The 23,035-nt window shown below is 49.5% G+C and carries 22 protein-coding genes; 14 read left to right on the top strand and 8 right to left on the bottom strand.

Translation table 11 applies throughout. The annotated features are described in order from the left end of the window. Positions 1-105: 105 nt before the first annotated feature. Entirely contained in the window at positions 106-1,017 is a 912-nt protein-coding gene (locus HMPREF0044_RS03900; protein WP_050754347.1) for a PAC2 family protein, read from the top strand. A 1-nt stretch (position 1,018) separates the two neighbouring features. Here the strand turns inward: HMPREF0044_RS03900 and HMPREF0044_RS03905 are convergent, their stop codons facing one another. Continuing rightward, on the bottom strand, positions 1,019-1,945 hold the full coding sequence (locus HMPREF0044_RS03905) for a spermidine synthase (RefSeq protein WP_169302911.1): 927 nt from the start codon (positions 1,943-1,945) through the stop codon (positions 1,019-1,021). Here HMPREF0044_RS03905 and dinB point away from each other — a divergent pair. Together dinB and HMPREF0044_RS03915 are read left to right on the top strand one after the other, a co-directional pair. Further along, positions 1,880-3,091 (top strand): DNA polymerase IV, encoded by a 1,212-nt coding sequence (gene dinB / locus HMPREF0044_RS03910; RefSeq protein ID WP_006546813.1) that lies wholly within the window; start codon positions 1,880-1,882, stop codon positions 3,089-3,091. The two genes, HMPREF0044_RS03905 and dinB, sit on opposite strands and share 66 nt — an antisense overlap. Positions 3,092-3,243: 152 nt before the next feature. Beyond that, positions 3,244-3,558 carry a DUF3040 domain-containing protein gene (locus tag HMPREF0044_RS03915; RefSeq protein ID WP_006546814.1) on the top strand — a complete coding sequence of 105 codons (315 nt, stop codon included), beginning with the start codon at positions 3,244-3,246 and terminating at the stop codon, positions 3,556-3,558. Between the two features lie 68 nt (positions 3,559-3,626). On the opposite strand, the gene HMPREF0044_RS03920 is transcribed toward HMPREF0044_RS03915, so the two are convergent. Further along, positions 3,627-4,871: a glucose-1-phosphate adenylyltransferase gene (locus tag HMPREF0044_RS03920; protein ID WP_006546815.1), complete on the bottom strand. Its 1,245-nt coding sequence runs from the start codon at positions 4,869-4,871 to the stop codon at positions 3,627-3,629. A gap of 108 nt (positions 4,872-4,979) precedes the next feature. On the opposite strand from HMPREF0044_RS03920, the gene glgA reads away from it, so the two are divergent. From glgA to HMPREF0044_RS03970, 10 genes are all read left to right on the top strand, one after another. After that, positions 4,980-6,203 (top strand): glycogen synthase, encoded by a 1,224-nt coding sequence (gene glgA, locus HMPREF0044_RS03925; protein WP_006546816.1) that lies wholly within the window; start codon positions 4,980-4,982, stop codon positions 6,201-6,203. Positions 6,204-6,212: 9 nt separating this feature from the next. Next, positions 6,213-7,007, top strand: a complete 795-nt coding sequence (locus tag HMPREF0044_RS03930) for an ABC transporter ATP-binding protein (RefSeq protein ID WP_006546817.1) — start codon at positions 6,213-6,215, stop codon at positions 7,005-7,007. An 18-nt stretch (positions 7,008-7,025) separates the two neighbouring features. After that, on the top strand, positions 7,026-7,457 hold the full coding sequence (locus HMPREF0044_RS03935; protein ID WP_006546818.1) for an NfeD family protein: 432 nt from the start codon (positions 7,026-7,028) through the stop codon (positions 7,455-7,457). 45 nt (positions 7,458-7,502) lie between these two features. Continuing rightward, complete coding sequence (locus HMPREF0044_RS03940) at positions 7,503-8,393, top strand: SPFH domain-containing protein (RefSeq protein ID WP_006546819.1); 891 nt, start codon at positions 7,503-7,505, stop codon at positions 8,391-8,393. A 67-nt stretch (positions 8,394-8,460) separates the two neighbouring features. Continuing rightward, a complete protein-coding gene (locus HMPREF0044_RS03945; RefSeq protein WP_006546820.1) occupies positions 8,461-9,798 on the top strand; it encodes a glutamine synthetase family protein in 1,338 nt (445 codons plus the stop codon). Between the two features lie 20 nt (positions 9,799-9,818). Beyond that, on the top strand, positions 9,819-12,782 hold the full coding sequence (locus tag HMPREF0044_RS03950) for a bifunctional [glutamine synthetase] adenylyltransferase/[glutamine synthetase]-adenylyl-L-tyrosine phosphorylase (RefSeq protein WP_006546821.1): 2,964 nt from the start codon (positions 9,819-9,821) through the stop codon (positions 12,780-12,782). Between the two features lie 18 nt (positions 12,783-12,800). Next, complete coding sequence (locus HMPREF0044_RS03955; protein WP_050754348.1) at positions 12,801-13,529, top strand: histidine phosphatase family protein; 729 nt, start codon at positions 12,801-12,803, stop codon at positions 13,527-13,529. A gap of 58 nt (positions 13,530-13,587) precedes the next feature. After that, on the top strand, positions 13,588-13,797 hold the full coding sequence (locus HMPREF0044_RS08290; RefSeq protein ID WP_006546823.1) for a hypothetical protein: 210 nt from the start codon (positions 13,588-13,590) through the stop codon (positions 13,795-13,797). Positions 13,798-13,826: 29 nt separating this feature from the next. Continuing rightward, positions 13,827-14,651 carry an MFS transporter gene (locus HMPREF0044_RS03965; protein WP_245528816.1) on the top strand — a complete coding sequence of 275 codons (825 nt, stop codon included), beginning with the start codon at positions 13,827-13,829 and terminating at the stop codon, positions 14,649-14,651. An 84-nt stretch (positions 14,652-14,735) separates the two neighbouring features. Beyond that, positions 14,736-14,951 carry a hypothetical protein gene (locus HMPREF0044_RS03970; RefSeq protein ID WP_040312790.1) on the top strand — a complete coding sequence of 72 codons (216 nt, stop codon included), beginning with the start codon at positions 14,736-14,738 and terminating at the stop codon, positions 14,949-14,951. A gap of 3 nt (positions 14,952-14,954) precedes the next feature. Here HMPREF0044_RS03970 and HMPREF0044_RS03975 read toward each other — a convergent pair whose 3' ends face one another. From HMPREF0044_RS03975 to HMPREF0044_RS03995, 5 genes are all read right to left on the bottom strand, one after another. Then, on the bottom strand, positions 14,955-15,728 hold the full coding sequence (locus tag HMPREF0044_RS03975) for an amino acid ABC transporter ATP-binding protein (RefSeq protein ID WP_006546826.1): 774 nt from the start codon (positions 15,726-15,728) through the stop codon (positions 14,955-14,957). A 12-nt stretch (positions 15,729-15,740) separates the two neighbouring features. Continuing rightward, positions 15,741-16,685, bottom strand: coding sequence for an amino acid ABC transporter permease (locus HMPREF0044_RS03980; protein ID WP_006546827.1), 945 nt, complete (start codon positions 16,683-16,685; stop codon positions 15,741-15,743). Positions 16,686-16,714: 29 nt separating this feature from the next. Further along, positions 16,715-17,623 (bottom strand): ABC transporter substrate-binding protein, encoded by a 909-nt coding sequence (locus HMPREF0044_RS03985; protein ID WP_425357251.1) that lies wholly within the window; start codon positions 17,621-17,623, stop codon positions 16,715-16,717. Positions 17,624-17,915: 292 nt separating this feature from the next. Beyond that, the gene (locus HMPREF0044_RS03990; protein WP_006546829.1) at positions 17,916-18,641 is read right to left on the bottom strand and encodes a DUF4191 domain-containing protein; all 726 of its coding nucleotides are present in this window, start codon (positions 18,639-18,641) and stop codon (positions 17,916-17,918) included. 4 nt (positions 18,642-18,645) lie between these two features. Continuing rightward, a complete protein-coding gene (locus HMPREF0044_RS03995; protein ID WP_006546830.1) occupies positions 18,646-19,863 on the bottom strand; it encodes an MFS transporter in 1,218 nt (405 codons plus the stop codon). Positions 19,864-20,046: 183 nt separating this feature from the next. On the opposite strand from HMPREF0044_RS03995, the gene HMPREF0044_RS04000 reads away from it, so the two are divergent. Further along, complete coding sequence (locus tag HMPREF0044_RS04000) at positions 20,047-21,297, top strand: protein kinase domain-containing protein (protein ID WP_006546831.1); 1,251 nt, start codon at positions 20,047-20,049, stop codon at positions 21,295-21,297. Between the two features lie 69 nt (positions 21,298-21,366). On the opposite strand, the gene sucB is transcribed toward HMPREF0044_RS04000, so the two are convergent. Continuing rightward, entirely contained in the window at positions 21,367-23,007 is a 1,641-nt protein-coding gene (gene sucB, locus HMPREF0044_RS04005) for a 2-oxoglutarate dehydrogenase, E2 component, dihydrolipoamide succinyltransferase (protein ID WP_006546832.1), read from the bottom strand. Positions 23,008-23,035 lie beyond the last annotated feature (28 nt).

Below are 23,035 nucleotides of genomic sequence, written 5' to 3' on the forward strand. Positions count from 1 at the left end.
CTCTAAAAACCGAATAATGGACTTCCATCCCCCCCTAGAGAAAAAACCCATTCAAATTGCTAACCTTAAATGAGGAGAATCTACAAACTGGGAGGGGGAGACACAATGCTGTACAGCTTTGAAGCCGAAACTGAGGTAAAAGCTCCGCTCCTCATTACTCATTTTGTAGGCGGAACTGACGCCGGAAAAGCTGGTTCCATCGCAATCGACCAGCTTTTGGCATCCCTACCGGGCAAACGCATCGCCACGTTCAACACGGATGAGCTCCTCGACTATTCCACGCAACGTCCCACAGTCACCATTGACGAATGGCAAGTTGTGGAAGTTTCCTCTCCAGAAATCGTATTAGACTTAATCCACGATGACTCAGGCACACCGATCCTGATTTTGCACGGTCCAGAACCGAGCTTAAAGTGGAAAACTTTCACTAAAGAAGTTACCGCCTTAGCTAAGAACGCGGGAGTAGAACTGGTTATTTCCATGAAAGGAATGCCAGCTTCGATTCCACACACGCGTGGTCCACTTGTACATTTACAAGCCTCCGACCCGGAACTGGTTAAAAATCAGCCACCCATGGGACGTCCCATGGATTTCCCTGCTTCAATGAACACGTTTTTAGCGTACGCATTGAACCAGGAGGGGATTGAAAGCATAAGTTTTTTAGTGACCGTACCGTTCTATCTGTCTGCAGCCACCTACACGCAGGGCGGTTTGGCACTACTTAATCGAGTTGCGCAACTTTTAGATGTGCGACTGCCAATCGGTAACTTAGAAGAAGTCAACGACGTCCCGATTGCAGAAATCCCCGGCAACGTCGTTGAAACAGAAGAACTAGCTACCCTTCTGCGTTCTTTAGAACAGCACTACGATGAGCAAGTTTTCCCAGCCATGCTCGATAACCCGGATACTCTAGCTAGCCTCTCAGATACTTTCTTACACGAACAAGACATTGACGTTGACGCACTGGCAGAAACTATTGAGAAATTCTTAGAACGTGCTGAGGAAGAAGAAAACTAAATTACTTTGCCCAGCGCTTAGTATCCGCCTCATCTAAGAAACGGGCGGGGAAAGCCAAACGGCGTAAACCGCGGCTGACTTCATCCCAATACGCGGCGGTTTGGGTTGCGTCCTCGGAAGCAAAAGGGAAACGCGCAGCCAAAACCACATTGCCACGTCGCCCTCCAGCTAAAGTTTTGCCTTCCGCAATCACCCTAACTTGCGGGAATTTTTCGAGGGCGTAACGCACTTCTTCCCGCGCATCCACACCATCTCCGTGACCACAGTTAACCAGTAATATTCCGCCGGCTTCTAAGGCGTTAGCAGCTTGTTCGTAGAATCCGGGGGAACGTAATGGAGCAGGGGTAACGCCCTGGGCGAAAACATCACGCACAATCACATTAAACTTACCTGGCTTCACCCCGGCTAATGATTCACACGCATCCTGGTGACGCAGACGCAGCGCCGGAGACTTCGGTAAATCAAAAAGAGAACGCACTAAATCCAACATAGGCGCATTCAAATCTACTGCTGTTTGCGTGGACCCAGGGCGTAACGCGTGCCAGGCGCGTGGCAGTGCGCATGCACAAGCACCTAAATGTAGGGCAGAAATAGGCGCAGGTACTGGATAGAATGCATTTAGCACGCAAGTCATGTATTGCATGTACTCAAATTCTAATTCGGAAGCATCTACCAAGTTCAGAGCTGAGGATTCCAAACCATCTAAAAATACTGTCACTCGCTGGTTGTCGACGCGCAGGCGAAACTCTACATCGCCCACCACAGTGGTGAAGCCATCCGCTAAAGTAGGAGTAGTATCAGTATTTTTCTCACGGTTTTTACGAGCCATAGTCACGACGTTACCGAAGAAACAGGTCAGAATATGTCTAACGCACCGCGAGCCCAGCAAATCAAACGCGACTGGGGCGACGATGACACAAACTGCCATATTCTGCACGTTGATATGGACTCTTTTTACGCGCAGGTAGAAATCGCTGAAAACCCCCAATACCGTGGCAAACCACTCATCGTTGGTCATGATGCCCCACGTTCAGTGGTTACTGCCGCTACCTATGATCTGAAAGTGCGGGGAATCTATGCAGGCATGCCCGTACAGCAGGCGAAACGAATCGCCCCGCATGCGATTATCAGTGCTAGCCCTCGCAGTACCTACCTAAAATATTCTGAAAAAGTTATGCGGATACTGTGTGAAATCACCCCGCAAGTTGAACAAATCAGCATTGACGAAGCGTTCCTTGACATTAGTGGTGCGCGGCGTCGTTTAGGTAACTCGCTGCAGATTGCGGCTTTGATTCGCTCGCGGATCCGTGAGGAAGTTGGCTTACCTGCTTCTATTGGGATTGCCGAGAATAAATCTGTCGCTAAGATAGCTTCCGCGCATGCAAAACCAGACGGGATCCTTTTGATTCCGCAAGCACAGACGCAGACTTTCTTGCGTCTCCTACCAGTGGGAGCAATCTGGGGTGTGGGCCGACAAACTCAAGCTAGTTTAGCGAAATACGGGATTGAAACTGTAGCGCAGCTTGCAGATTTGCCTATCCAGCGCCTGGTTAAGCTAGTAGGCAAAGCCCACGCGTATTCGTTGCATGCTCTTGCAAATGGGATTGATAAGCGTCGGGTGGGAGCAGGGGAGCCAGAAAAGTCGATTTCAACTGAGAATACTTTCGCTACCGATATTAAAGATGCTACGGAGCTCCACCGGATGGTGGTGGAATATTCGTATGATTGTGCGCGGCGTCTGCGGGCGGGTGGTTGGCTGGCGTGGAATGTTTCGATTAAGGTTCGCGCAGCTGATTTTACAACTGTTACGCGGGGGAAAACTCTGCGTCGCCCTACGGATTTGGGAGCTGAGATTGCTCAGGTAGCGCAGTCTCTTTTAGACGCGTATGGGATTCCGGTTGGGGGAGTGCGGTTGTTGGGTGTGAAAGTGGATTCTTTGCAATCGCGGGAGGACGGAATCGTTTCTTTCTTGGATGAGTCCGATTCACGTTCTAAGGCTGAGCGGGTTATGGACCAAGTGTCAGCAAAGTTTGGAGCAGATGCAGTTAAGCCCGCTAGCTTACTGAAAGAGTAGCTGGCAGTTTCGGATTGCGTTCGCTGTTTTCCGGGTTTTTAATTTCTGGAGGGCGGACAGAATAAGACTTTTCTATGGATTTTGTCTAAACTAGCCTAAATAGGTATTTCACTTAGACGTGGTATCAATGTAAAAGATGCAGGAGGCCAACGATGGGACTATCTGAACAGGAACGCAAAATCCTGGAACAGATGGAACAAGAGTTTCGTCAAGACGATCCTGAATTAGCGTCTACTTTAGGTCTTAACACTAAGCCGCTCGCGGGTAAGCCACAGTTACGTAAGTTCTCTGCTGCTAATATCGCGATTGGTTTGATTTTGCTGAGCGTTGGTTTGGTGCTGCCTATTATTGGTATTTCTATTGGCGGAACCGTGGCTACCGTGGGGTTTGGCTTAGTTGGTTTTGCACTTATGTTTTTCGGTATTCTTTACGTTTTTAAGCCCGTTAAAAAGCCGGTAGCTAAATAGTGGTTTTAAATGTTTGGGGGGGGGATTAGCTTTTGCTAATCCCCCCCCAAACATTTGCTGTGTTATTCTCAGACGTTACGGTGAACGGTAACGCCCTTTGGAACAACCGTGATTCCGGATTCTGTCACGGTGAAACCGCGAGCGCGATCTAAATCGTGGTCGATACCGACGGTGGCGCCTTCTTCAACGATTACGTTCTTATCGAGGATTGCGCGCTTTACCACTGCAGAGCGACCGATACGACAGTTATCCATAATTACTGAGCCTTCGACACGGGACCAGGAGTGGACGTGTACGAATGGGGAAATTACGGAGCTAGATACCTGACCGCCAGAGATGATGACACCTGGGGATACCAGGGAGTCGGTGGCGTGGCCCATACGGGTACCGGGGTCACCGTAAACGAACTTTGCTGGTGGCAGGTAGCCTGGGATAGCTGTCAGGGTTGGCCAGTCTTGGTTGTAAAGGTTAAAGACTGGGTGAATGGAAATGAGGTCCATGTTTGCTTCATAGAATGCGTCCAGGGTACCTACGTCACGCCAGTAATCGCGGTCGCGCTCAGTAGAACCAGGTACCTGGTTGTCAATGAAGTCATAGACACCGCAACCACCGTTTTCTACGAACCATGGGACGATATCGCCACCCATATCATGGCGGGAGTCTGCACGCTGGGCGTCTAGTTCCAAAGCTTCAAGCAGAGCGTCAGTAGTGAAAACGTAGTTGCCCATGGAAGCCAGGAAAGAACCGGGGTCGTCTGGTAGACCTTCGGTATGGTCTGGTTTTTCTTGGAATTCTTTAATCTGTCCGTCCTCGGCTTTAATTACGCCAAAGGATGACGACAGGTAAAGCGGCTGGCGAATACCGGCTACCGTACATGGCAGACCGGATTCAATGTGGTGTTCTACCATCTGAGAGAAGTCCATGCGGTAGATGTTATCCGCGCCAATAATCAGAATGTAGTCGGGGCGTTCATCATCAACGATATTCAACGACTGGTAGATGGCATCGGCAGAACCTAGGTACCAGTGTGGACCGCGACGCTGCTGGGCTGGTACAGGAGCTACGTAGTTTCCCAGCATTGTGGACATGCGCCAGGCTTTGGTGATGTGGCGGTCCAGGGAGTGGGACATGTATTGGGTGAGTACCACGACCTTGAGGTACCCGGAGTTCACGATATTCGACAGGGCGAAATCGATTAGGCGGAAGTGTCCACCGAAAGGAACGGCCGGCTTCGCCCGGTCCTTGGTGAGTGGCATTAAGCGCTTGCCCTCGCCGCCTGCAAGAACAATGGCTAGTACTCTTGGTTGTCTCATAACATTAGAATATCGTGTTCGAAGTACCCGCGTACGAGGATTGAACAAGGTAACTTTAGTTGTAGGTGGTTTACACACCCACAGTTTCACTAATAAAAAGGGGCAGTCATGCGCGTTGATTTGTTGACCAGGGAATATCCTCCTTTCATTTACGGTGGAGCAGGTGTTCATGTTAATGAGTTGGCACGAGTGTTGCGTCCCCATATTGATGTTCGGGTTCATGCTTTCGATGGACCACGTTTACCGGGAACTGAAGGTGCGGATGAGGGAGTTCAGGGGTACAGTGAACTCTCTGAGTTAGCTGCTGCGAATGCTGCGTTGCGCACTCTGGGGGTAGACCTGCAGATGGCTGAAGGTGTAGCTGGAGCAGACCTGGTTCACTCCCATACTTGGTACGCGAATTTTGCTGGTCATTTAGCGCATTTGCTATACGATATTCCGCACGTAATCTCTGCGCATTCATTGGAACCTTTACGTCCTTGGAAAGCTGAGCAGCTCGGAGGGGGATACCGCCTGTCATCTTTCGCGGAGAAGACTGCTTATGAGGGAGCTGCCGGTATCATTGCTGTTTCAAATGGAATGCGTGATGATATTTTGCGTTGTTTCCCAGCGGTTGCCCCAGAGAAAGTTCACGTTGTTCATAACGGTATTGATTTGTCTGACTGGGCGCGTCCAGAAACTGAGGAAGCTAAGGCTGCAGCTGCAGCGACGCTAGCGCGATTGGGGATTATTCCAGATATTCCGACTGTTGTTTTTGTTGGTCGTATTACGCGCCAGAAGGGGCTGCCTCACTTACTTCGCGCTCTGCGCATGATTCAAAAGGATACGCAGATTATTTTGTGTGCGGGGGCTCCGGATACTCCTGAAATTATGGCTGAAGTTGAAGGTCTAGTAGCACAATTGCGCGCTGAGCGGCCATTGGTGCACTTCATTACTGAAATGCTGCCACGCCCAGAATTAGTTGCGGTTTTGGACGCGGCGACAGTGTTTGTCACCCCGTCTGTTTACGAGCCGCTGGGCATTGTAAACCTAGAGGCAATGGCCGTTAATCTACCAGTTGTTGGTACTGCTACAGGCGGTATCCCAGACGTTATCGTAGACGGAGAAACTGGATATCTGGTGCCAATCGAGCAGCTTAATGATGGCACTGGCACTCCACTTCACCCCGCTAAGTTTGAGGCTGATTTAGCAGAGCGTTTAACGGTTTTATTAACTAACCCGCAGTTGGCTGAACAGATGGGTAAGGCTGGTCGTAAGCGCGTTGAGGATCATTTTGCTTGGAGCGCTATCGCCCAGCGTACTCTAGAGGTGTACCGCCACGTTTTGCGTTAAAATAAGCCTATGAACAACGTTGTAAATTTCAGTAATGTAAGTGTTCGCCGAAATGGTAACTACATTCTGCACAGTGTCGATTGGGCGATTGAACCAGGTCAAAACTGGGTTGTATTAGGCGCTAATGGGGCTGGTAAAACTACTTTAGTAAACCTCCTAACCGGGCGCGTATTCCCTTGCTATGAGCCTGCTTCTCTATCAACTGCTAAAGTTTTGGACTATCAGTTAGGTCGGGTTGATGTTACTGACCTACGTACGGTTGTGGGCATGGCTTCATCGCATGAACATCATCTTTTTGATGTCCATGACACGGTGCTGAATACGGTAGTTTCAGCTCTTTATGGCAAAACGATTCGCGGTCGTGAAGAATACGATGCGATTGATTTACAACGTGCCACTGACTTGTTGAGCATTTTAGCTATCGAACACCTGCGTGATCGGATTTTCTCTTCTCTTTCTCAGGGGGAAGCACAGCGGGTTTTGATTGCGCGTGCGTTGGTGACTGACCCGCAGATTTTGGTTCTTGATGAGCCTACGGCTGGTTTAGATATGGGAGCGCGTGAGCTTTTGCTAATGGCATTGGAAGAAATCGCTAATGATCGCCGAGCTCCTGCACTCGTTATGGTGACCCACCATGTGGAAGAGATTCCTCCGGGCTTCACCCATGCAGCGTTGATGAAAGATGGTAAAGTTCTGCACGCTGGCCCTATCGCTGGGGTGCTAACTAATGATAAGGTTTCCGAAACCTTTGGTTTACCTCTGCAGGTTGAATTGCGTAATGGGCGTTGGTCTGCACGCGCTTAAGAAAGGAAAGTGATTAGTATGGCCTATTTTTGGTGGTTTTTAATCGCTTTAGGCTTGGCTGTAGTTGAAGTTATTTCGGTTGATTTCTTCTTCTTGATGCTCGCGATTTCAGCGGGGGCAGCTGGTATTACCAGTTTGCTGGGATTTGACCTGACTGCGCAGATTATTGTTTTCGCAGTGGTAGCGATTGTGCTGCTTTTGACTTTGCGTCCTTGGGCACGTCGTGTTTTAGAACGTTCTGTTCCTAATACGCGTTTGAATTTCCATGCTTTACTGGGGCAGGAGGCGCTGGTTGAAGAAACCGTTACGGGCGAGGGAGGTCGCGTACGCCTTGCCGGAGATACTTGGACGGCTCTAACTAAGGACGAGGTTGACCTGGAAGTTGGAGAAGTCGTTTACGTAAATGAAATTGCGGGCGCTTCTGTTGTCGTTTCCCGCGTTAAGGCTTAATGTTTGTACTAACGACATTATTTTAGTAAAGATAGGAGGCGTGTTATGTTCGAACTTCCACTTATCGGCGGGGGTAGCCTAGTGCTACTGGTATTCCTGCTTTTGGTTGTCGTCGTTGTTATTCGCGCAATCCGCGTCGTTCCGCAGTCACGAGCCCTGGTAATTGAACGCTTGGGTAAGTTCCATTCGGAAATGTTCGCGGGCATTCACTTGCTGATTCCGTTCGTTGACCGCGTAGCTTCCCAGGTTGACTTACGTGAACAGGTTACTTCTTTCCCACCACAGCCAGTGATTACCGCTGATAACGTAGTCGTTTCCATCGACTCTGTTATCTATCATCAGGTAATGGACCCAAAGGCCGCTACCTACCAGATTGCTAACTACATTCAGGCAATCGAACAGCTGACTGTTTCCACTCTGCGTAACGTGATTGGTTCTATGGATCTGGAACAGACCCTGACCTCTCGTGACCAGATTAAAGACCAGCTGCGTGGCGTTCTGGATGAAGCTACTGGGCAGTGGGGTATCCGCGTGAATCGTGTGGAAATCAAGGCTATCGATCCACCACCATCGATTCAGCAGGCTATGGAGCAGCAGCTCCGTGCAGAACGCGATAAGCGTGCTGCAGTTCTGAATGCTGAAGGTATCCGCCAGTCTGAGATTCTGCGTGCAGAAGGTGAAAAGCAGTCTAAGATTTTGCGTGCAGAAGGTGAAGCTCAGGCTCGTATTCTGCAGGCAGAAGGTGAAGCTCAAGCTATTGCCCAGGTCTTTGAAGCTATCCACCGAGGTGACGCTGATCCTAAACTGTTGGCATACAAGTACCTTGAAATGCTTCCAGAGCTTTCCAAGGGCGAAGGTTCAAAGGTTTGGGTAGTCCCAACCGAACTTACTGCAGCTTTGAAGTCCATCTCTGATGGTTTCAATCCACAGCAGTAATTAACTTTCTAGGTCGGCTCCGAGACTTTCTCGGAGCCGACCTAAACATATTCTCTAAGGATTTTTAATGGACGCGCTGAAAGAACACGTACTTAACCAGGTAGCTCAAAAAGGGATTCGTTTTATACGCCTTTGGTTTACTGATGTCTCTGGCACCCTCAAAGCAGTTGCCATTGATCCGGGCGAATTAGAATCCGCTTTTAATGAGGGAATTGGTTTCGACGGTTCAGCAATCCAGGGTCTGACTCGCGTTTTTGAATCCGATATGTTGCTTTTCCCAGACCCTTCTACTTTTGCGATTCTGCCGGCGCGGTCTAAAGACGATGAGCCGGTTGCCCGCCTTTTCTGTAACGTACATACTCCAGACGGTCAGCCAGCGCAGTCTGACCCACGTGGAGTACTTCTACGTACTTTAGAGAAAGCTAAGCAGCTTGGCTTTACAGTGATGGTGCATCCAGAAGTTGAGTTCTACCTGTTCAAAAATGCCCACGATTTAAATAAATTAGAGCCAGTAGATCAGGCTGGTTACTTTGACCATGTGGCCCGTGGTTCATCGAATGATTTCCGCCGCAAGGCTGTGCGTGCCTTAGAGGAAATGGGAATTAACGTTGAGTTTTCTCATCATGAGGGCGGGCCAGGACAAAACGAAATCGATTTACGTGCCACTGATGCACTAACTTCCGCTGATAACATCATGACTTTACGTACCGTGGTGGAAGAAATCGCTCTTTCTGAAAATCAAGTTGCCACGTTCATGCCAAAGCCGTTTAAAGACCATCCAGGTTCTGGCATGCATACGCATATTTCTTTATTTGAGGGTGACAAAAACGCTTTCTATGATGCGGGAAACCAGTATGAGCTTTCTGTTACCGGACGTCGTTTCATGGCAGGGTTGCTGGCACACTCTCGAGAAATTTCTGCGATTTTTGCCCAGCACGTCAACTCCTATAAACGTCTCTGGGGTGGCGGTGAAGCACCATCATTCATTTGCTGGGGTCGTAGTAACCGGTCTGCGCTGATTCGCGTACCATTACATAAGCCAGGTAAAGGTAAATCTACGCGTATTGAGTTTCGTGCGATTGACTCTGCTGCGAACCCATATCTAGCTTTAGCAGTGATTATTGCCGCGGGTTTAGCTGGGATTGAAGGAAAATACGATCTGCCTGAGGAAGCCGAAGACGATATGTGGCGCCTATCGGACCTTGAACGCAAAGCCTTAGGGGTAGCGCAGCTACCACACTCACTTTCAGAAGCAGTAAGTGCACTCAGCGAGTCTGATTTAGTTGCGCAGACTCTTGGGGAAGAAACCTTTGACTTTGTGATTCGGGAAAAACTCCAAGAATGGCATGAGTACCGTGAACAGGTCACTACCTGGGAATTAGAACGTTTCCTACGCGGTCGCTGAGTTAATAAGGATAGTAACGAATGTTAACTATCGGAAATGAAGTGCAACTGCGTATGCAACTGCGCGCTGCCGGAGCTAATGAGGCTAATACTGCCTTAAAGTTCTTAAACGATTTAGGAACCCTGAGAGTTTTACCCACAGAACTTACTGTATTTATTAACGAGCTGAGCGCCAGTGCCGTAGTTGAAAACGTTTTGCTTACTGCCCTGCGCATTGCAGAAACTGACCCTCAGGTAGTTAAAACCATATTTGCTGATAACTTACAGATGCGTGCGTTCATGCGTATCTGCGGTGCTTCAGATATGCTGGCTGATTACCTGGTGCGTTATCCGCAGCTTTGTCAGAGTCTGCAACAGAAAAACTGGATGGATTTGTTGACAGCAGCGCAACAATCTAACCTAACAGCCATTTTCGCTACATACGCGCAGAAGCTGGGATTGACCTTAGAAACCTCAGATGGGATTAGAGCTGGTTACTGGCAAGCTCTGCTACTGGTAGCAGCTGCAGATTTAGGGGCTTTTAGTAGTGAAGTAGTTGAACTTGCACAAACTTCGGTACTATTAAGCAAACTAGTCGATACAGTTTTGCAGTTAGGCTACCGCGACGCCCTCGAGAAAATCGGGGGAGCCTCCCAAGTCGATTTTTCCGTGATCGCCATGGGGAAAACCGGTGCGCAGGAACTGAACTATATTTCCGACGTTGATTTAATCTACGTTTTTGAACCCCGCCCGCAGGTAAGTGAAACCCAGGGACTGCAGGTAGCGAGCCAAATCGCCGCGCATCTGGGGCTGCTTACTAGCGGACCGGGCACACAACCTCCGCTTTGGCCAATTGACTTAGGATTGCGCCCAGAAGGCAAGGATGGGGCTGTAGCTCGTACGCTGGAAAGCTACCGCACCTACTATCAAAAGTGGGCGCAAAACTGGGAGTTCCAAGCCCTGTTGAAAGCTCGCTACGCAGCAGGGGATGCGCAGCTGGGAACAGCGTTTTTGGAACTTGTCGAACCACTGGTATGGAACGTCAGCTCTAACCCCGAGTTCGTTACCGAAGTGCGTCGCATGCGCCAAACTGTGGAAGCTAACATTCCTCGCAAAGATATGGAACGCCAGCTGAAACTCGGGCGTGGGGGACTGCGTGACATTGAGTTTAGCGTACAGTTACTGCAGTTAGTCCACGGACGGACAGATGAAAAACTGCGCTTGCGAGCTACCCTCCCAGCCATTGAGGCTCTTTCCGAGGGCGGATATATTGGCCGTGAAGCCGGGAAAGAACTGGCACAGTGCTACCGGTTTTTAAGGATTCTAGAACACCGCGCACAGCTTCTGAAAATGCGTCGCACTCATTTAGTGCCGACCCAACCTGCAGTGCTCACGCGCCTGGCACGGGCAATGCGTAGTCATTACCCGGAACTTCTAAACGCGCAAGATTTAGAATCCCATTGGCAGCGCATCAAACTGCGGGTACGTGAACTACACCAGGCGATTTTTTATCGGCCACTAGTCGAAGCGCTAGCACAGCTGGGTGATTCTTTAGAAACTATGAGTCAGGAGCAAGCTCACGCGCGACTACAAGCTTTTGGTTATCATGATCCACAAGGAACGCTGCGTCACGTGCAAACACTTTCTAAAGGCGCCAGTCGTACCGCCATGATTCAACGCCAGATTTTGCCAGCGGTACTAGCTTGGTTAGCTGATGGTGCAGACCCTGATCAAGGGATGCTTAACTTCCGCAAGCTTAGCGAAGAAATCGGTAGTTCCCACTGGTATTTAGGATTACTCCGGGACTCGAATGTGGCAGCTAAACGCCTCTGTCGGATTTTGCCTACTTCAACATACGCAACTCACGCGCTGATGAAGCTTCCAGAAGCGGTGAAATGGCTAGATGATGATGCTCAACTGAACCCGCTTGATCCGGTGGCGATTGCGGCTGAAGCGCAAGCTATATTAGAACGCTACGAGTATTCTGAAAAAGCTATTGAACGCTTACGAGCCTTACGTGACCGGGAATTAACCCGCGCGGCGATTGCTGATTTAGTTTTAGGTATTAACCAAGACCGTTGTGCACAGATGCTCACCTGGGCAACAGATGTTTGTATTGAAGCAGCTTTAGAAGTATCTAAGCGCAGTCTAGGGTTTGCACAGACGCAGGTCCTCGGTGTGGCTATGGGACGGTACGGGGGTGAGGAACTAACTTACGGTTCTGACGCTGACGTTATCTTCGTGCATCGTGGGGAACTGGCAGAAGCCGAAGCACTAATTAAGAAAACAGTTTCTCTGCTTAACTTGGGTAGTGAATATTCTGCATTAAACCTGGATATGGATCTGCGTCCTGAGGGTAAAAACGGAGTACTTTCTCGCACAGTTTCTGGATACGTAGATTACTGGTCGAAGTGGGCGGCGTCCTGGGAGAAACATGCTTTGGTGCGAGCCCGAGTTCTTAACCAATTAAGGTTTACTTCCTGGGGTGCGGAGTTTTTAGAAGAAGCTGCGAAACTCCGTTGGGAAAGCGGTTTAAAACCAGAAGATTTAAAACAAATCCGCCTACTAAAAGCACGCATGGAAACTGAACGCATTCCGCGTGGGGTTACACCGTCCCAACATTTAAAGCTAGGCCCAGGCGGATTAACAGACGTTGAATGGCTAGTACAAGTAAAACAGTTGGAACTTGCCCAACTACACCCGCAGTTGCAGACAACTAACACCTTACGGGCTCTGCATATGCTTACAGAACTGGGAGCATTGAGTGGGGCAGAGACGCGGATTTTAGAAGAAGCCTGGTTGCAAGCATCCCATTTACGCGCAGCGAATGTGCTGGCCACGGATCGGACTCGTAATCGAGACGTAATCCCACGCCAGTTAAATACTGCCCGTATGGTGGCTCTCATCTTAGGGAATTCCCCAGATGAATGGCAGCAAATGAATGAGCGGCTTTTGAGGCAAGCCCGGCTTGCTCGTAAAGTATTTGCAGAGAGATTTTACGCATAAATGAAGTGAGTGAAAGAAATGAAATTAGTATTAGTACGCCACGGTCAAACTACCTCTAACACCACCCGCGCTTTAGACACCGCAATGCCAGGTGCGCCACTAGATGAAACCGGGCACACGCAAGCACAACTCATGGCCCAAAACTTTGAGGAACTGGTTGGCAGCGCTCCTGATGCTATCTTCGTTTCTCCATTAATCCGTGCCCGTCAAACCGCAGCAGCTTTGGAAGAAAAATACGGATTGACTGCCACGGTACTGCCTGGCATTGCAGAAATTAGTGCTGGCGACATGGAAATGTCTGAAACTGACGAGCATATTTTCACTTACCTGGGAACTATCCTCAACTGGATTCAAGGGGATTTAGCCCAGCAAATGCCGGGTGGTGAGACCGGGTACCAGGTGATGCAACGCTTCAGTCAAGCAATTGTAGCTGGTGTTGAAACCGCTTATGCGCAGGGGCAAGAAACCGTTGTTTTCGTAGCCCACGGCGCACTCTGCCGTTTCATTGCGCATACGCTTTCAAAGGATATAACACCAGAATTGGTAGCCACTTTCCCAATGCACAATGCTTCAACAACGACGTTTGTGTGCTCTGGTGAATGCCCTAATGATCTAGCGGAACTGCTTAATCAAAACTGGCAGGCACTCACCTGGTCCGATAAGCCATTAAATGAATACTCACTGGAAGAAATGAAAACAGATCCAGTGGTATCTAAACTTCGACCAGCTAAGGATCCTCTCCGCTAAGCAAACGAGTAAAGCGCTTCGATAGGACGCGGGAAGCCTTACTTTTTGAAGGAACAAGATGGAAGCAAAAGAAGTCCACAGTAATCTTGCTAAAACCTACTTGCCTTGGTTGGTGCAGGATACGGGAAGGCAATTTGTAGCTGCGATTCGTTCCTTCGCATTTCCGCTGCTGGTAGTAATCGTCCTGGGATCAAACTCGCAAGCGGGTGTTCTAAGTGCTATCGCAGCTTTTATCGCAGGGCTGCTGACACTTTTGGAGGCTACTTAATTGATCACTTTGAACGCCGTCGCCTGCTGATAGTCTCAGCGAGTCTATCGACATTAATTTACGCGGTGGCTCTTATCTGGCTTGGATTCAACCAACTTAGCTGGACTTTTATCGTCATCATTGCCAGTGCGTCTGCCGTCTGGTTTGGGCTGTTTAGCCAAGTCTCCAACATTTACTTACGAAATTTAGTCACGAAAGAAGAACTTCCTAAAGCATTTAGCGTAAACCAACTGCGTGATGGGGCAGTGGAGCTTTCTGGTGGGCCGTTAGTTGGTCTGCTACTTGGCTTAGGTGCGGTATTCCCAATCTTAGCGAATCTTATTCTCAGCATTGTTAGCCTCATCGTTAGCTTAGTCCTACCACAGCAAAACGCGCACTTAGTAAAAACTAGCGACGCTGAATCAAAAACCGGATTCACAGCGGGAGCAATCGAAGTAGTAAAAGACGCACTAGCCGGTATCCCGGTGATTTTCAAAAGTACCCTGCTGATAATCTCAACGGCAATTTCCGCGCTGTACTTCCCGCTATTGAATGGATTTATTTTCCTACTCGTCTTAGACAGCGTAAGTAACGGTAAAAGCCTAATTTCTGCAGCCACCTTCAACTCAGTCGTTGCCCTGGGAGTAATCTTCGGTTCCTTAGTCGCTACAAAATTAGTCGATAAAGTACCTACCGGTGGGCTCATTATCTACACGCTGCTGCTACCCGTAATATTAGCTCCCACTGCCGTTTGGGTAGACAACTTTTACCTCAAACTCAGCCTCCTGCTGCTAATCTTGGTACTTCTACCAGCAGGAAACGCTAGCTTTGGTGGATTCCTTATGAGTTATATTCCTGATGAATACGCCGGGTGAGTATTCGCAGTAACACAACTACTAACCCTCATAACCACCCCACTCGTATCCCTTACTGTGGGCTTTGGACTGGACTATCTGGGGATGAAACGCACTGCGAAAATCATCATTGCCAGCATGGCGTTGATCGCGCTGTTAGCTTTTAATAAAGAACTCAGAGAAATTCCGATTCCCAACCAGTGGGAGAAGTACTTGCAAAAAGCAAAAGCTAAACAAGAGGCGATAAAAAACCGCCCTCGGGAACTAAAATCAGATTTTCGCGGAACTGATGAAGATACCGAGGACGGTCTAGAGAACTAGCGGTCACATGACCTTGCCGAAAAACTCCTGCGCACGTGGATGCTGCGGATTATCAATCACTTCAGCTGCCGTACCAGCCTCTACAATCACGCCCTCATCCATGAAAACCACGTGGTTAGCGACCTCGCGTGCAAAGGCAATCTCATGGGTTACGACAATCATCGTCATCCCAGACTCAGCCAAATCCTGCATCACGGAAAGAACTTCACCCACCAGCTCAGGGTCCAACGCGGAAGTCGGCTCATCAAAAAGCATCAACTCTGGTTCCATCGCCAGCGCACGCGCAATCGCTACGCGCTGCTGCTGGCCACCGGAAAGCTGAGAAGGGAAATGATCAGCTCGATCACTTAAACCCACCCGAGCCAACAGGTCTAAAGCGCGTTCCTTCGCAGTTTGCTTTGACAACCCCTTCACCTGAATCGGAGCTTCCATGACGTTTTCTAAAGCCGTCATATGCGGGAACAGATTAAACCGTTGGAAAACCATGCCAATGCGCGCCCGCTGAGCTGATAAATCCTTATTCGACAGCTCATAAAGCACGGGCTTGCCATGCTTAGTCTTCTCTTGCATCCCTAACAGCTGCCCATCAAAATAGATGCGCCCTGCAGAAATAGTTTCCAAACCATTCACACAACGCAACAAAGTGGACTTACCAGAACCAGATGGCCCCAGCAGGACACAAACCTCGCCGCGTTTAACACTTACGTCAACGCCTTTAAGAACATGCAGGTCATCAAAAATTTTGTGCACGCCCTGAATCGAAACTAACTCAGTCATTTCAAACCTGCCTTAAGGAGTGACATCAATAAACGGATCATCATTAGTGGTATGCGCGTCTAAAATCGCCTGCTGGCGCTTAGACACACCCCAGCGACTAACAGTCTTAGCGTTAGATTCCGCGCCGAAACCGCGCCCGAAATAGCGTTCCAAGTACATCTGACCCACCATCAGAATAGAGGTGATAACCAGGTACCAGATAGCTGCATCAATCAAAAGCGGTACTGGAGCAAACAGGAACTGCCCTTTATCCTTCGCTGCCCAAGTCAGTTCCAGGGTGATTGGGATCGCTGACACCAGGGAAGTGGTTTTCAGCATGGAGATGGTTTCATTGCCCAGGGGTGGGATAATCACGCGCATAGTCTGTGGCAAAATGATGCGACGCAGAATGATAGAACGATTCATTCCCAGGGCGGTGGCGGCCTCCCACTGTCCTTTATCTACGGAGTTTAAGCCAGCACGAATAATTTCAGCCAGGTAAGCGCCTTCGTTAAGTCCCAGACCTACGAGTGCCATTAGCATGGGGGTGAAGTAGGTTTTAGTTTCGAACTGTACGAACTCTGGTCCGAATGGGATGCCTAGGGAGAGTTGCGGGTAGAGGACTGGTAGCAGGGACCAGAAAATCAGCTGGGTGTAGATTGGGGTGCCTCGGAAGAACCAGATGAAGAACCAAGAGACACCACGCAGAATCGGGTTAGGGGACTGGCGCATGATTGCCATGGTGACTGCCAGGATGGTGCCGATTACCATTGAGCCGATGGTTAGCATGATGGTGTAGGCGACGCCTAACATGATGGTGCGTGAAAACAGCCATTGCCATACCAGTGGCCAGTTGAAATTTGGGTTGGTAATCAGGGAGTTCGCCAGCATGGCTACCAGTACGGCAACTACTGCTGCAGAGATCCACTGACCTGGCTTTGGCAGGGATTTCGGCTGGTTCAGGAGGATTGGTTCCATTTTCTTTCCGAGGGCGCTGTGTTTAGTGTTTACTTACCTGGGTTGAGCTCTGCCTGGTTCAGGGCTGCGTCACCTGCACCGAAGTTGTCGAGCATCTGCTTTAGGTAACCTTTATCCATCAGGTATTGCATGGCTTGCTGAATTGCTTTAGCTAGTTCAATGTCATCTTTAGCTACTGCAATGCCCTGTGGTTCAGCTTCAATAACGTCGCCAACTTGTTCAATGGCACCGTTAGTCTGAGAAATAGCATAGCCGGTTACGCTGGAATCGGAAAGCACTGCATCATACTGACCGCCTACTAGCTTGGTGATGGCGTCGGTGTTTAGGTCGTGTGCCATTACCTTTACAGCTTCTTTGCCAGCGTCTTCGCACTTCTTAGATTCTGCTGCAATGAATTCCTGCTGATAGGTGCCAGAAAGGATTCCAACGGTCTTTCCACAGACATCCTGTGGGTTGAAGTTATTTGGGTTGCCTTTCTGCACGGCGTAAGAGGAGCCGACCTGAACGTAGGAAATCATATTTACCTGGTCGAGACGTTCTGGGGTGATAGTGAATGAGGATGCGCCGATATCAAACTTGGTGCCCAGGGAAGGGATGATGGAAGCAAATTCTGCGTGCTGGGTTTCACCCTTTTTAAGTCCCATTACCTTTGCAAGGGCTTCGGTGATTTGAATGTCGTATCCGACGGGGGTTTGGCCGTCTTCTGCACGGAATTCTGCTGGCGCATAGTCGGTGGAAGCGCCGTTTAGGAGGACACCTTTTTCTTTAAGGGCTGCTGGTACGAGGGCGGCGATTTCTGGTACTTCTTCGATGGTGTTTACGTCGAAGGTGTTTGCAGTTTCAGCTGCCTTTGGAGTTTCTGGGTCAGAGCAAGCGGCTAAACCGGTTACGGATAGAGCTGTGAGGGTGATGAGAGCAGTTACTTTCTTCATGATTATTCTTTCTCTTAAAACTTGTGTCTTAATAATCATGCAACTTAGTGAATGAATATGCAAGTTAATGAATGGATATTCGGGTGTGTGCTTGTTCACCTCAACCAAACGCGGGAACTCGCGTTCCCGCGTTTTACCTGCGCGCGAGTTTGCGTTCGCGCGTTTTACCTGCGTCCGAGTTTGCGTTCGCACGCAGGGGAGGGCGAAAAACTAGTGCCGGCCTTCCGAAGAAGACCGGCACTAAGAAACTAAAAGATTACTAATCTAAGGATCTTGCAGGTTTTAAACCCAAGTATTGTCAGCGACCACGCAGAGCACGACGATTCATCTTAGCGCGTGCTTTAGCTGGATCAACAGAACGAGGAATACCTGCGCCACTGCGCTGCGCAGAAAGAGCCTGCAGACGGTTAGCCACCAAAGGAACCTCATCGCGACGCAGAGCCTTAGGAAGTTTACCAATGGTCTTTTCAACCATTTCCAACTTCACCTGATCCTCATCGTTACCAACATAAATAATGTGAACAGGAACGTTATGAATTACGCGCTGAATCTGCTTACGCTCACGCTCAGCTAGTTCACTAACACGAGCCTTAGGACCTTCAGCCAGCAAAACTACACCTGGACGGCCATAAATACGCCAAACCAGATCCTGATTACGATTAGCAGCCACAGGCTGCTTTTCAACAGTCCAACCAGTCTTAATCTGCTCAATCACACCGTAAACAGCGCCAGCGTGACCATCAATCTGACGGTACATTGCCTTCTTCATCAGGTAACCCATGATGTACAGAGGTACCAAAATCGCAAAAGTGATGCTGAAGAGAACAGTCAGAATCCAGTGAGCATTCAGCAGGTAGTTCAAACCAATAATTACGAGCACAACTGCAACAGTTGGCAGAATCAGCCAAAGTGGAAGCAGCGGGAAACTACGCTTGGTTACACGGTAAGCATCTGCCAGGTTATGGTACCAGCGACGCTTCTTCGGCTGAGCAGCCGGAGCTTGAGTTTTTTCAGTATTAGCCATGATGTTATAAGACTACCTGTTTTTCGTCGGACTTTTTGGTCGATAGGTAAAAACCTACTAACGCAATAATAATACCTGTTAGCGCCGTAGTAATAAACGCAGCGAAGTCTCCATGAGATTGAGCAATCGCCCCACCCACTGCAGCACCAACAGAAACACCCACAGTAATTGAAGACTGCATGGCCGTCATAGCAATAGCAACGCCATTAGCTGGTGCTAAAGACTCAGTAATCGTAAACGCCGTAACCATAGCCGGTCCAATGAACAAACCGATTGAAAAAAGAATCGGCAAGTTCCACAAAACCGAAGGAGCGAAAGCCGTTAAACCAACCGTTACGAGGATACCGAACCCTGCGATGGATAAGCGTTTAGGTAGAGAAATCCACTCAGGAATCAAAACCGTTAAAATCGCCATAATGGCAGAACCTAAACCAACCACAGAGTAAATCAACCCACTGGCGCTGGGCATATCATACGTCCCCGCGCGAGCAGTAATAGCAGCTTGAATCCCACCAAACAACATACCAATCGTAGTCATCGCAATAATCGTCGGCAGAATCGTTAACAAAACAGGAAACACCCTAACCTGTGCGGCACCGCCCTCGGGAATAGAAGCCGAAGCGGCCGTCGACTCAGCACTGAATGCAAAAACCATTCCCACCGAAGCGACCAGCAAAAACGCTACCAACAACGGTGCCGAAGGGAAAACCAGCGAAGCTAATACACCCACCAAAGCTGGCCCCAATACGAAAACCAGCTCATCAGCCATGGACTCATAGGAGAGCGCAACTGAAAGCTCATGCGGGTAACGAGTATTCGCAATCCACCGTGAACGAGTAAAAGAACCAATCGGCAGGGAAGTTAAACCAGCCAGCATGCCGAAAAGTAACACAACCGGCAGAGGGGTAACGAAATAAACCGAAAGGAAAAGACCCAGCAATAAAACTGCATTAAACGGCGTTAAAACGTGCAGGGGAAGAGCTTGCCCACGGCGGTCAGTCCATTTACCAATCAGAGGACCGGCAATAGCCGTGGAAAGTGCAGTAACTCCAGTTGCCAGGCCACCGGTCGCCACTGAACCAGAGGAAGCTGAAACCGCGGTTAGAACTCCTAGCGGAATCATTGCATATGGAGCGCGTGCTCCGAAAGCTACGATAAGTGCTTTCCAACCCGCAATCTGCGGTAAACATTTATAATGCGCTAAAGCGCGTAATTGAGTCATAATCAAAGACTCCCAGACGACTGCCCATCAGGGTCCGCACTCGGGCGGAGCAAACAGGCTGCTTCAAGCACCGCAAGAAGCGTATCAATTCTACCCGAAAACTGGGTTTAACGAAACCGGATAGTTATCCACAGGAAAATGGGGAGGCTATTTTCCGGGCTCAGATTCTGCCACCCTATAGCTATGAACTTCGCAGAATACTCCCTGGTACGTCCCCTCGCACACACCGCGCGCGGTCCCATCATGCTGGTCGCCGATGAAAATCAGCTTGAATACACGTTACGATTCATTAGCTTAAGTGAGTATCAAACTCATTTACGCCGGATTGAGACGCTTTTATCAGCACAGCTTAAATATAGTGCGAATCTGCTGAAAGCTATCCCGCAGGCAAAGCGGGTAGGGCTGATTTCGGAATATGTGCCCGGCGAATCATTGGCTGATTTGTTGCGTAAACCCGGAGAGATTACCCCGAAACGAGCGTTGGAAATCCAAGCACAGTTAGAACTAGCGGTAGCTGAGTTACATGCGTTAGGGATTGCTCATATGGATATTTCGCCAGCGAATATTATCCTGGCAGCTGATGAAGCTGGGGGTGTAAAACTTATTGACTTTGCGTGTGTTACCGCGGGGACACCAGGTTTTATACCGGATTCGCAGATGGATGATTTTTCGCGTGATTTGTTTGCGTTGGAAAAAGTTGGGCAGCAAACTGGTGCTTTGGCAGTGGATAAGCCACAGGAAGAACGCGTTTTGGCAGAGCTTACTCCGGCAGCTTTATTACGGGCGGAATACCGGAGGGAAGAAACGGTGGTTTCGGCGGTTGGGCGTGGATCCAATGGGGATTTTTTACGAGGGCGGAAAACTGGGCGTCATTTGCGTAAAGAAAAAGTACCTATGGTTTCAACTAGTCGTAGGATTTTGAGTTTAGTAATGCTGGGAATTGGAGTTATGAGTCTGGGTTTTTGGGTAACTTCTTTACCTGAGTTTGTTCGGGCAGGGGCGGTTGAAGAACCTATGACAAACAGCGCGTCTGCAACGTCTGAAACTATCGCGCAGGTGTGCCCTGCAGATGCTGATGCGGAAGCAATTTTGCGTGGACTTATGAAGCTACGTAATCAGGCTTTAACACAGTTAGATTTGGGAATACTTGAGCGTATTTATGTGAAGGATTCAAAAGCGTATGCGCATGACGTGGCATTAATTAGTAAGTTTTCAGCTAATGGCACGGTAGTAAACGGTCTACAGGCTAATCTGAATAGCGTTAAAGTTGAGAAGTGTTCTGCAGATGTGACGGTAACTTTGCGCTATGCACTTTCTGAATATGAACAGTGTAGTCCTGCGGGGTGTGTGAAGCATCCAGCTTCTAAAGAACGGGTGGAAGAGATTACTCTGCAAGCTCCATTGTGGCGGATTAAAGATATTAAACAAAAGTAGTGGTGGTTGGGAATATTCCCAACCACCACTACTTTAGGAAGTGTTTAACCGGTTTGAACCGGGGTTAAATCACAGACCCAGTTCGCCTTCGAATTCGCCTGCTTCCAGACGCTTCTTAACGGTCATGAGGTAACGTGCAGCGTCTGCGCCGTCAATCAGCTGGTGATCGTAGGACAGAGCCAGGTAAACCATGGAGCGAACACCGATGGTTTCGTTGCCTTCAGCATCCTTAACCACCATTGGGCGCTTAACGATTGCACCCAGGCCGAGGATTGCTACTTCTGGGGTGTTGAGCACTGGGGTGTCGAACAGAGCGCCACCGGAGCCGGTGTTGGTAATGGTGAAGGTAGAACCAGTGAGTTCGGAAACATCTGCCTTGCCTTCACGAGTACGCTTTGCCAGGTCGTTAATGGACTTAGCCAGACCACCCAGGGTTAGGTCGCCAGCGTTCTTTACAACTGGGACGAACAGACCCTTTGGAGTGTCAACTGCAATACCAATGTTTTCATAGTCGAAGTAGGTTACTTCGTTGCCATTGATGGTTGCGTTGATCTTTGGATGCATCTTCAGTGCTTCGGTAGCTGCCTTTACGAAGAATGGCAGGAAGGTGAGGTTGGTGCCTTCACGTTCTGCGAAGCTCTTCTTAGCGCGTGCACGCAGAGCTGCGATACGGGTAACGTCCACTTCGATGACGGTGGTCAGCTGAGCAGAAGTCTGCAGGGAAGTCATCATGCGCTTAGCAATGGTCTGACGCAGGCGAGACATCTTTTCAGTCTTACCACGCAAGGTGGTGTCAACTTCGATAGCTGGGGAGGCAGGCTTTGCAGGCGTTGCTGGAGCTGGGGTAGCAGCCTTTGCTGCTGCTTCCAGAACGTCTTCCTTACGGATACGTCCACCAATGCCTGTGCCAGTCAGCTTGTTAAGGTCAACGCCCTTTTCTTTAGCAAGCTTGCGTACCAGTGGAGTTACGTAGATACCAGCTGCTGGAGCTGGAACTTCAGCTGGTGCAGCAGGTGCAGGAGCTACTGGCGCTGGGGCTGCTGGTGCGGCAGGTGCTGCCACTGGAGCAGGAGCTGGAGCAGCTACTGGTGCTGGGGCTACAGGTGCAGCTGCTGGAGCTGCAGATGGAGCAGAGGTAGAGATAATAGCCAGAACCTGACCTACGGAAGCGGTTTCGTCTTCCTGTACGCGGATTTCAGCTAAGAAACCAGCTGCTGGGGAAGGAACTTCAGAGTCAACCTTGTCAGTGGATACTTCCAGCAGTGGTTCGTCTTCAGCTACTTCGTCGCCGATTGCCTTGAGCCAAGAGGTAACTACACCTTCAGTTACGGATTCGCCCAGTGCTGGTAGAACTACTTCGACGCCTTCTGCTGCAGCTGCTGGAGCTGCTGCGACTGGAGCTGGGGTTGGTTCTGCAACTGGTGCAGGTGCTGGTTCAGCTACTGGAGCTGGAGCTGCTGGAGCAGCTTCGCCTGCTTCACCAATCAGACAAAGACGTCCACCAACTGCAACGGTTTCATCTTCAGCAGCGAAGATTTCCAAAACTACGCCTGCAACTGGGGAAGGAACTTCAGAGTCAACCTTATCGGTGGAAACTTCTACGATTGCTTCGTCGATTTCTACGGTGTCACCCACCTGCTTTAACCAAGTGGTGACAACGCCTTCGGTGACGGACTCACCGAGCGCAGGCATTTCAACTACGTGTGCCATTCTTATGTCTCCTTATTTATGAGAGGGG

The organism is Gleimia coleocanis DSM 15436 (assembly GCF_000159015.1).
Lineage (GTDB): Bacteria > Actinomycetota > Actinomycetes > Actinomycetales > Actinomycetaceae > Gleimia > Gleimia coleocanis.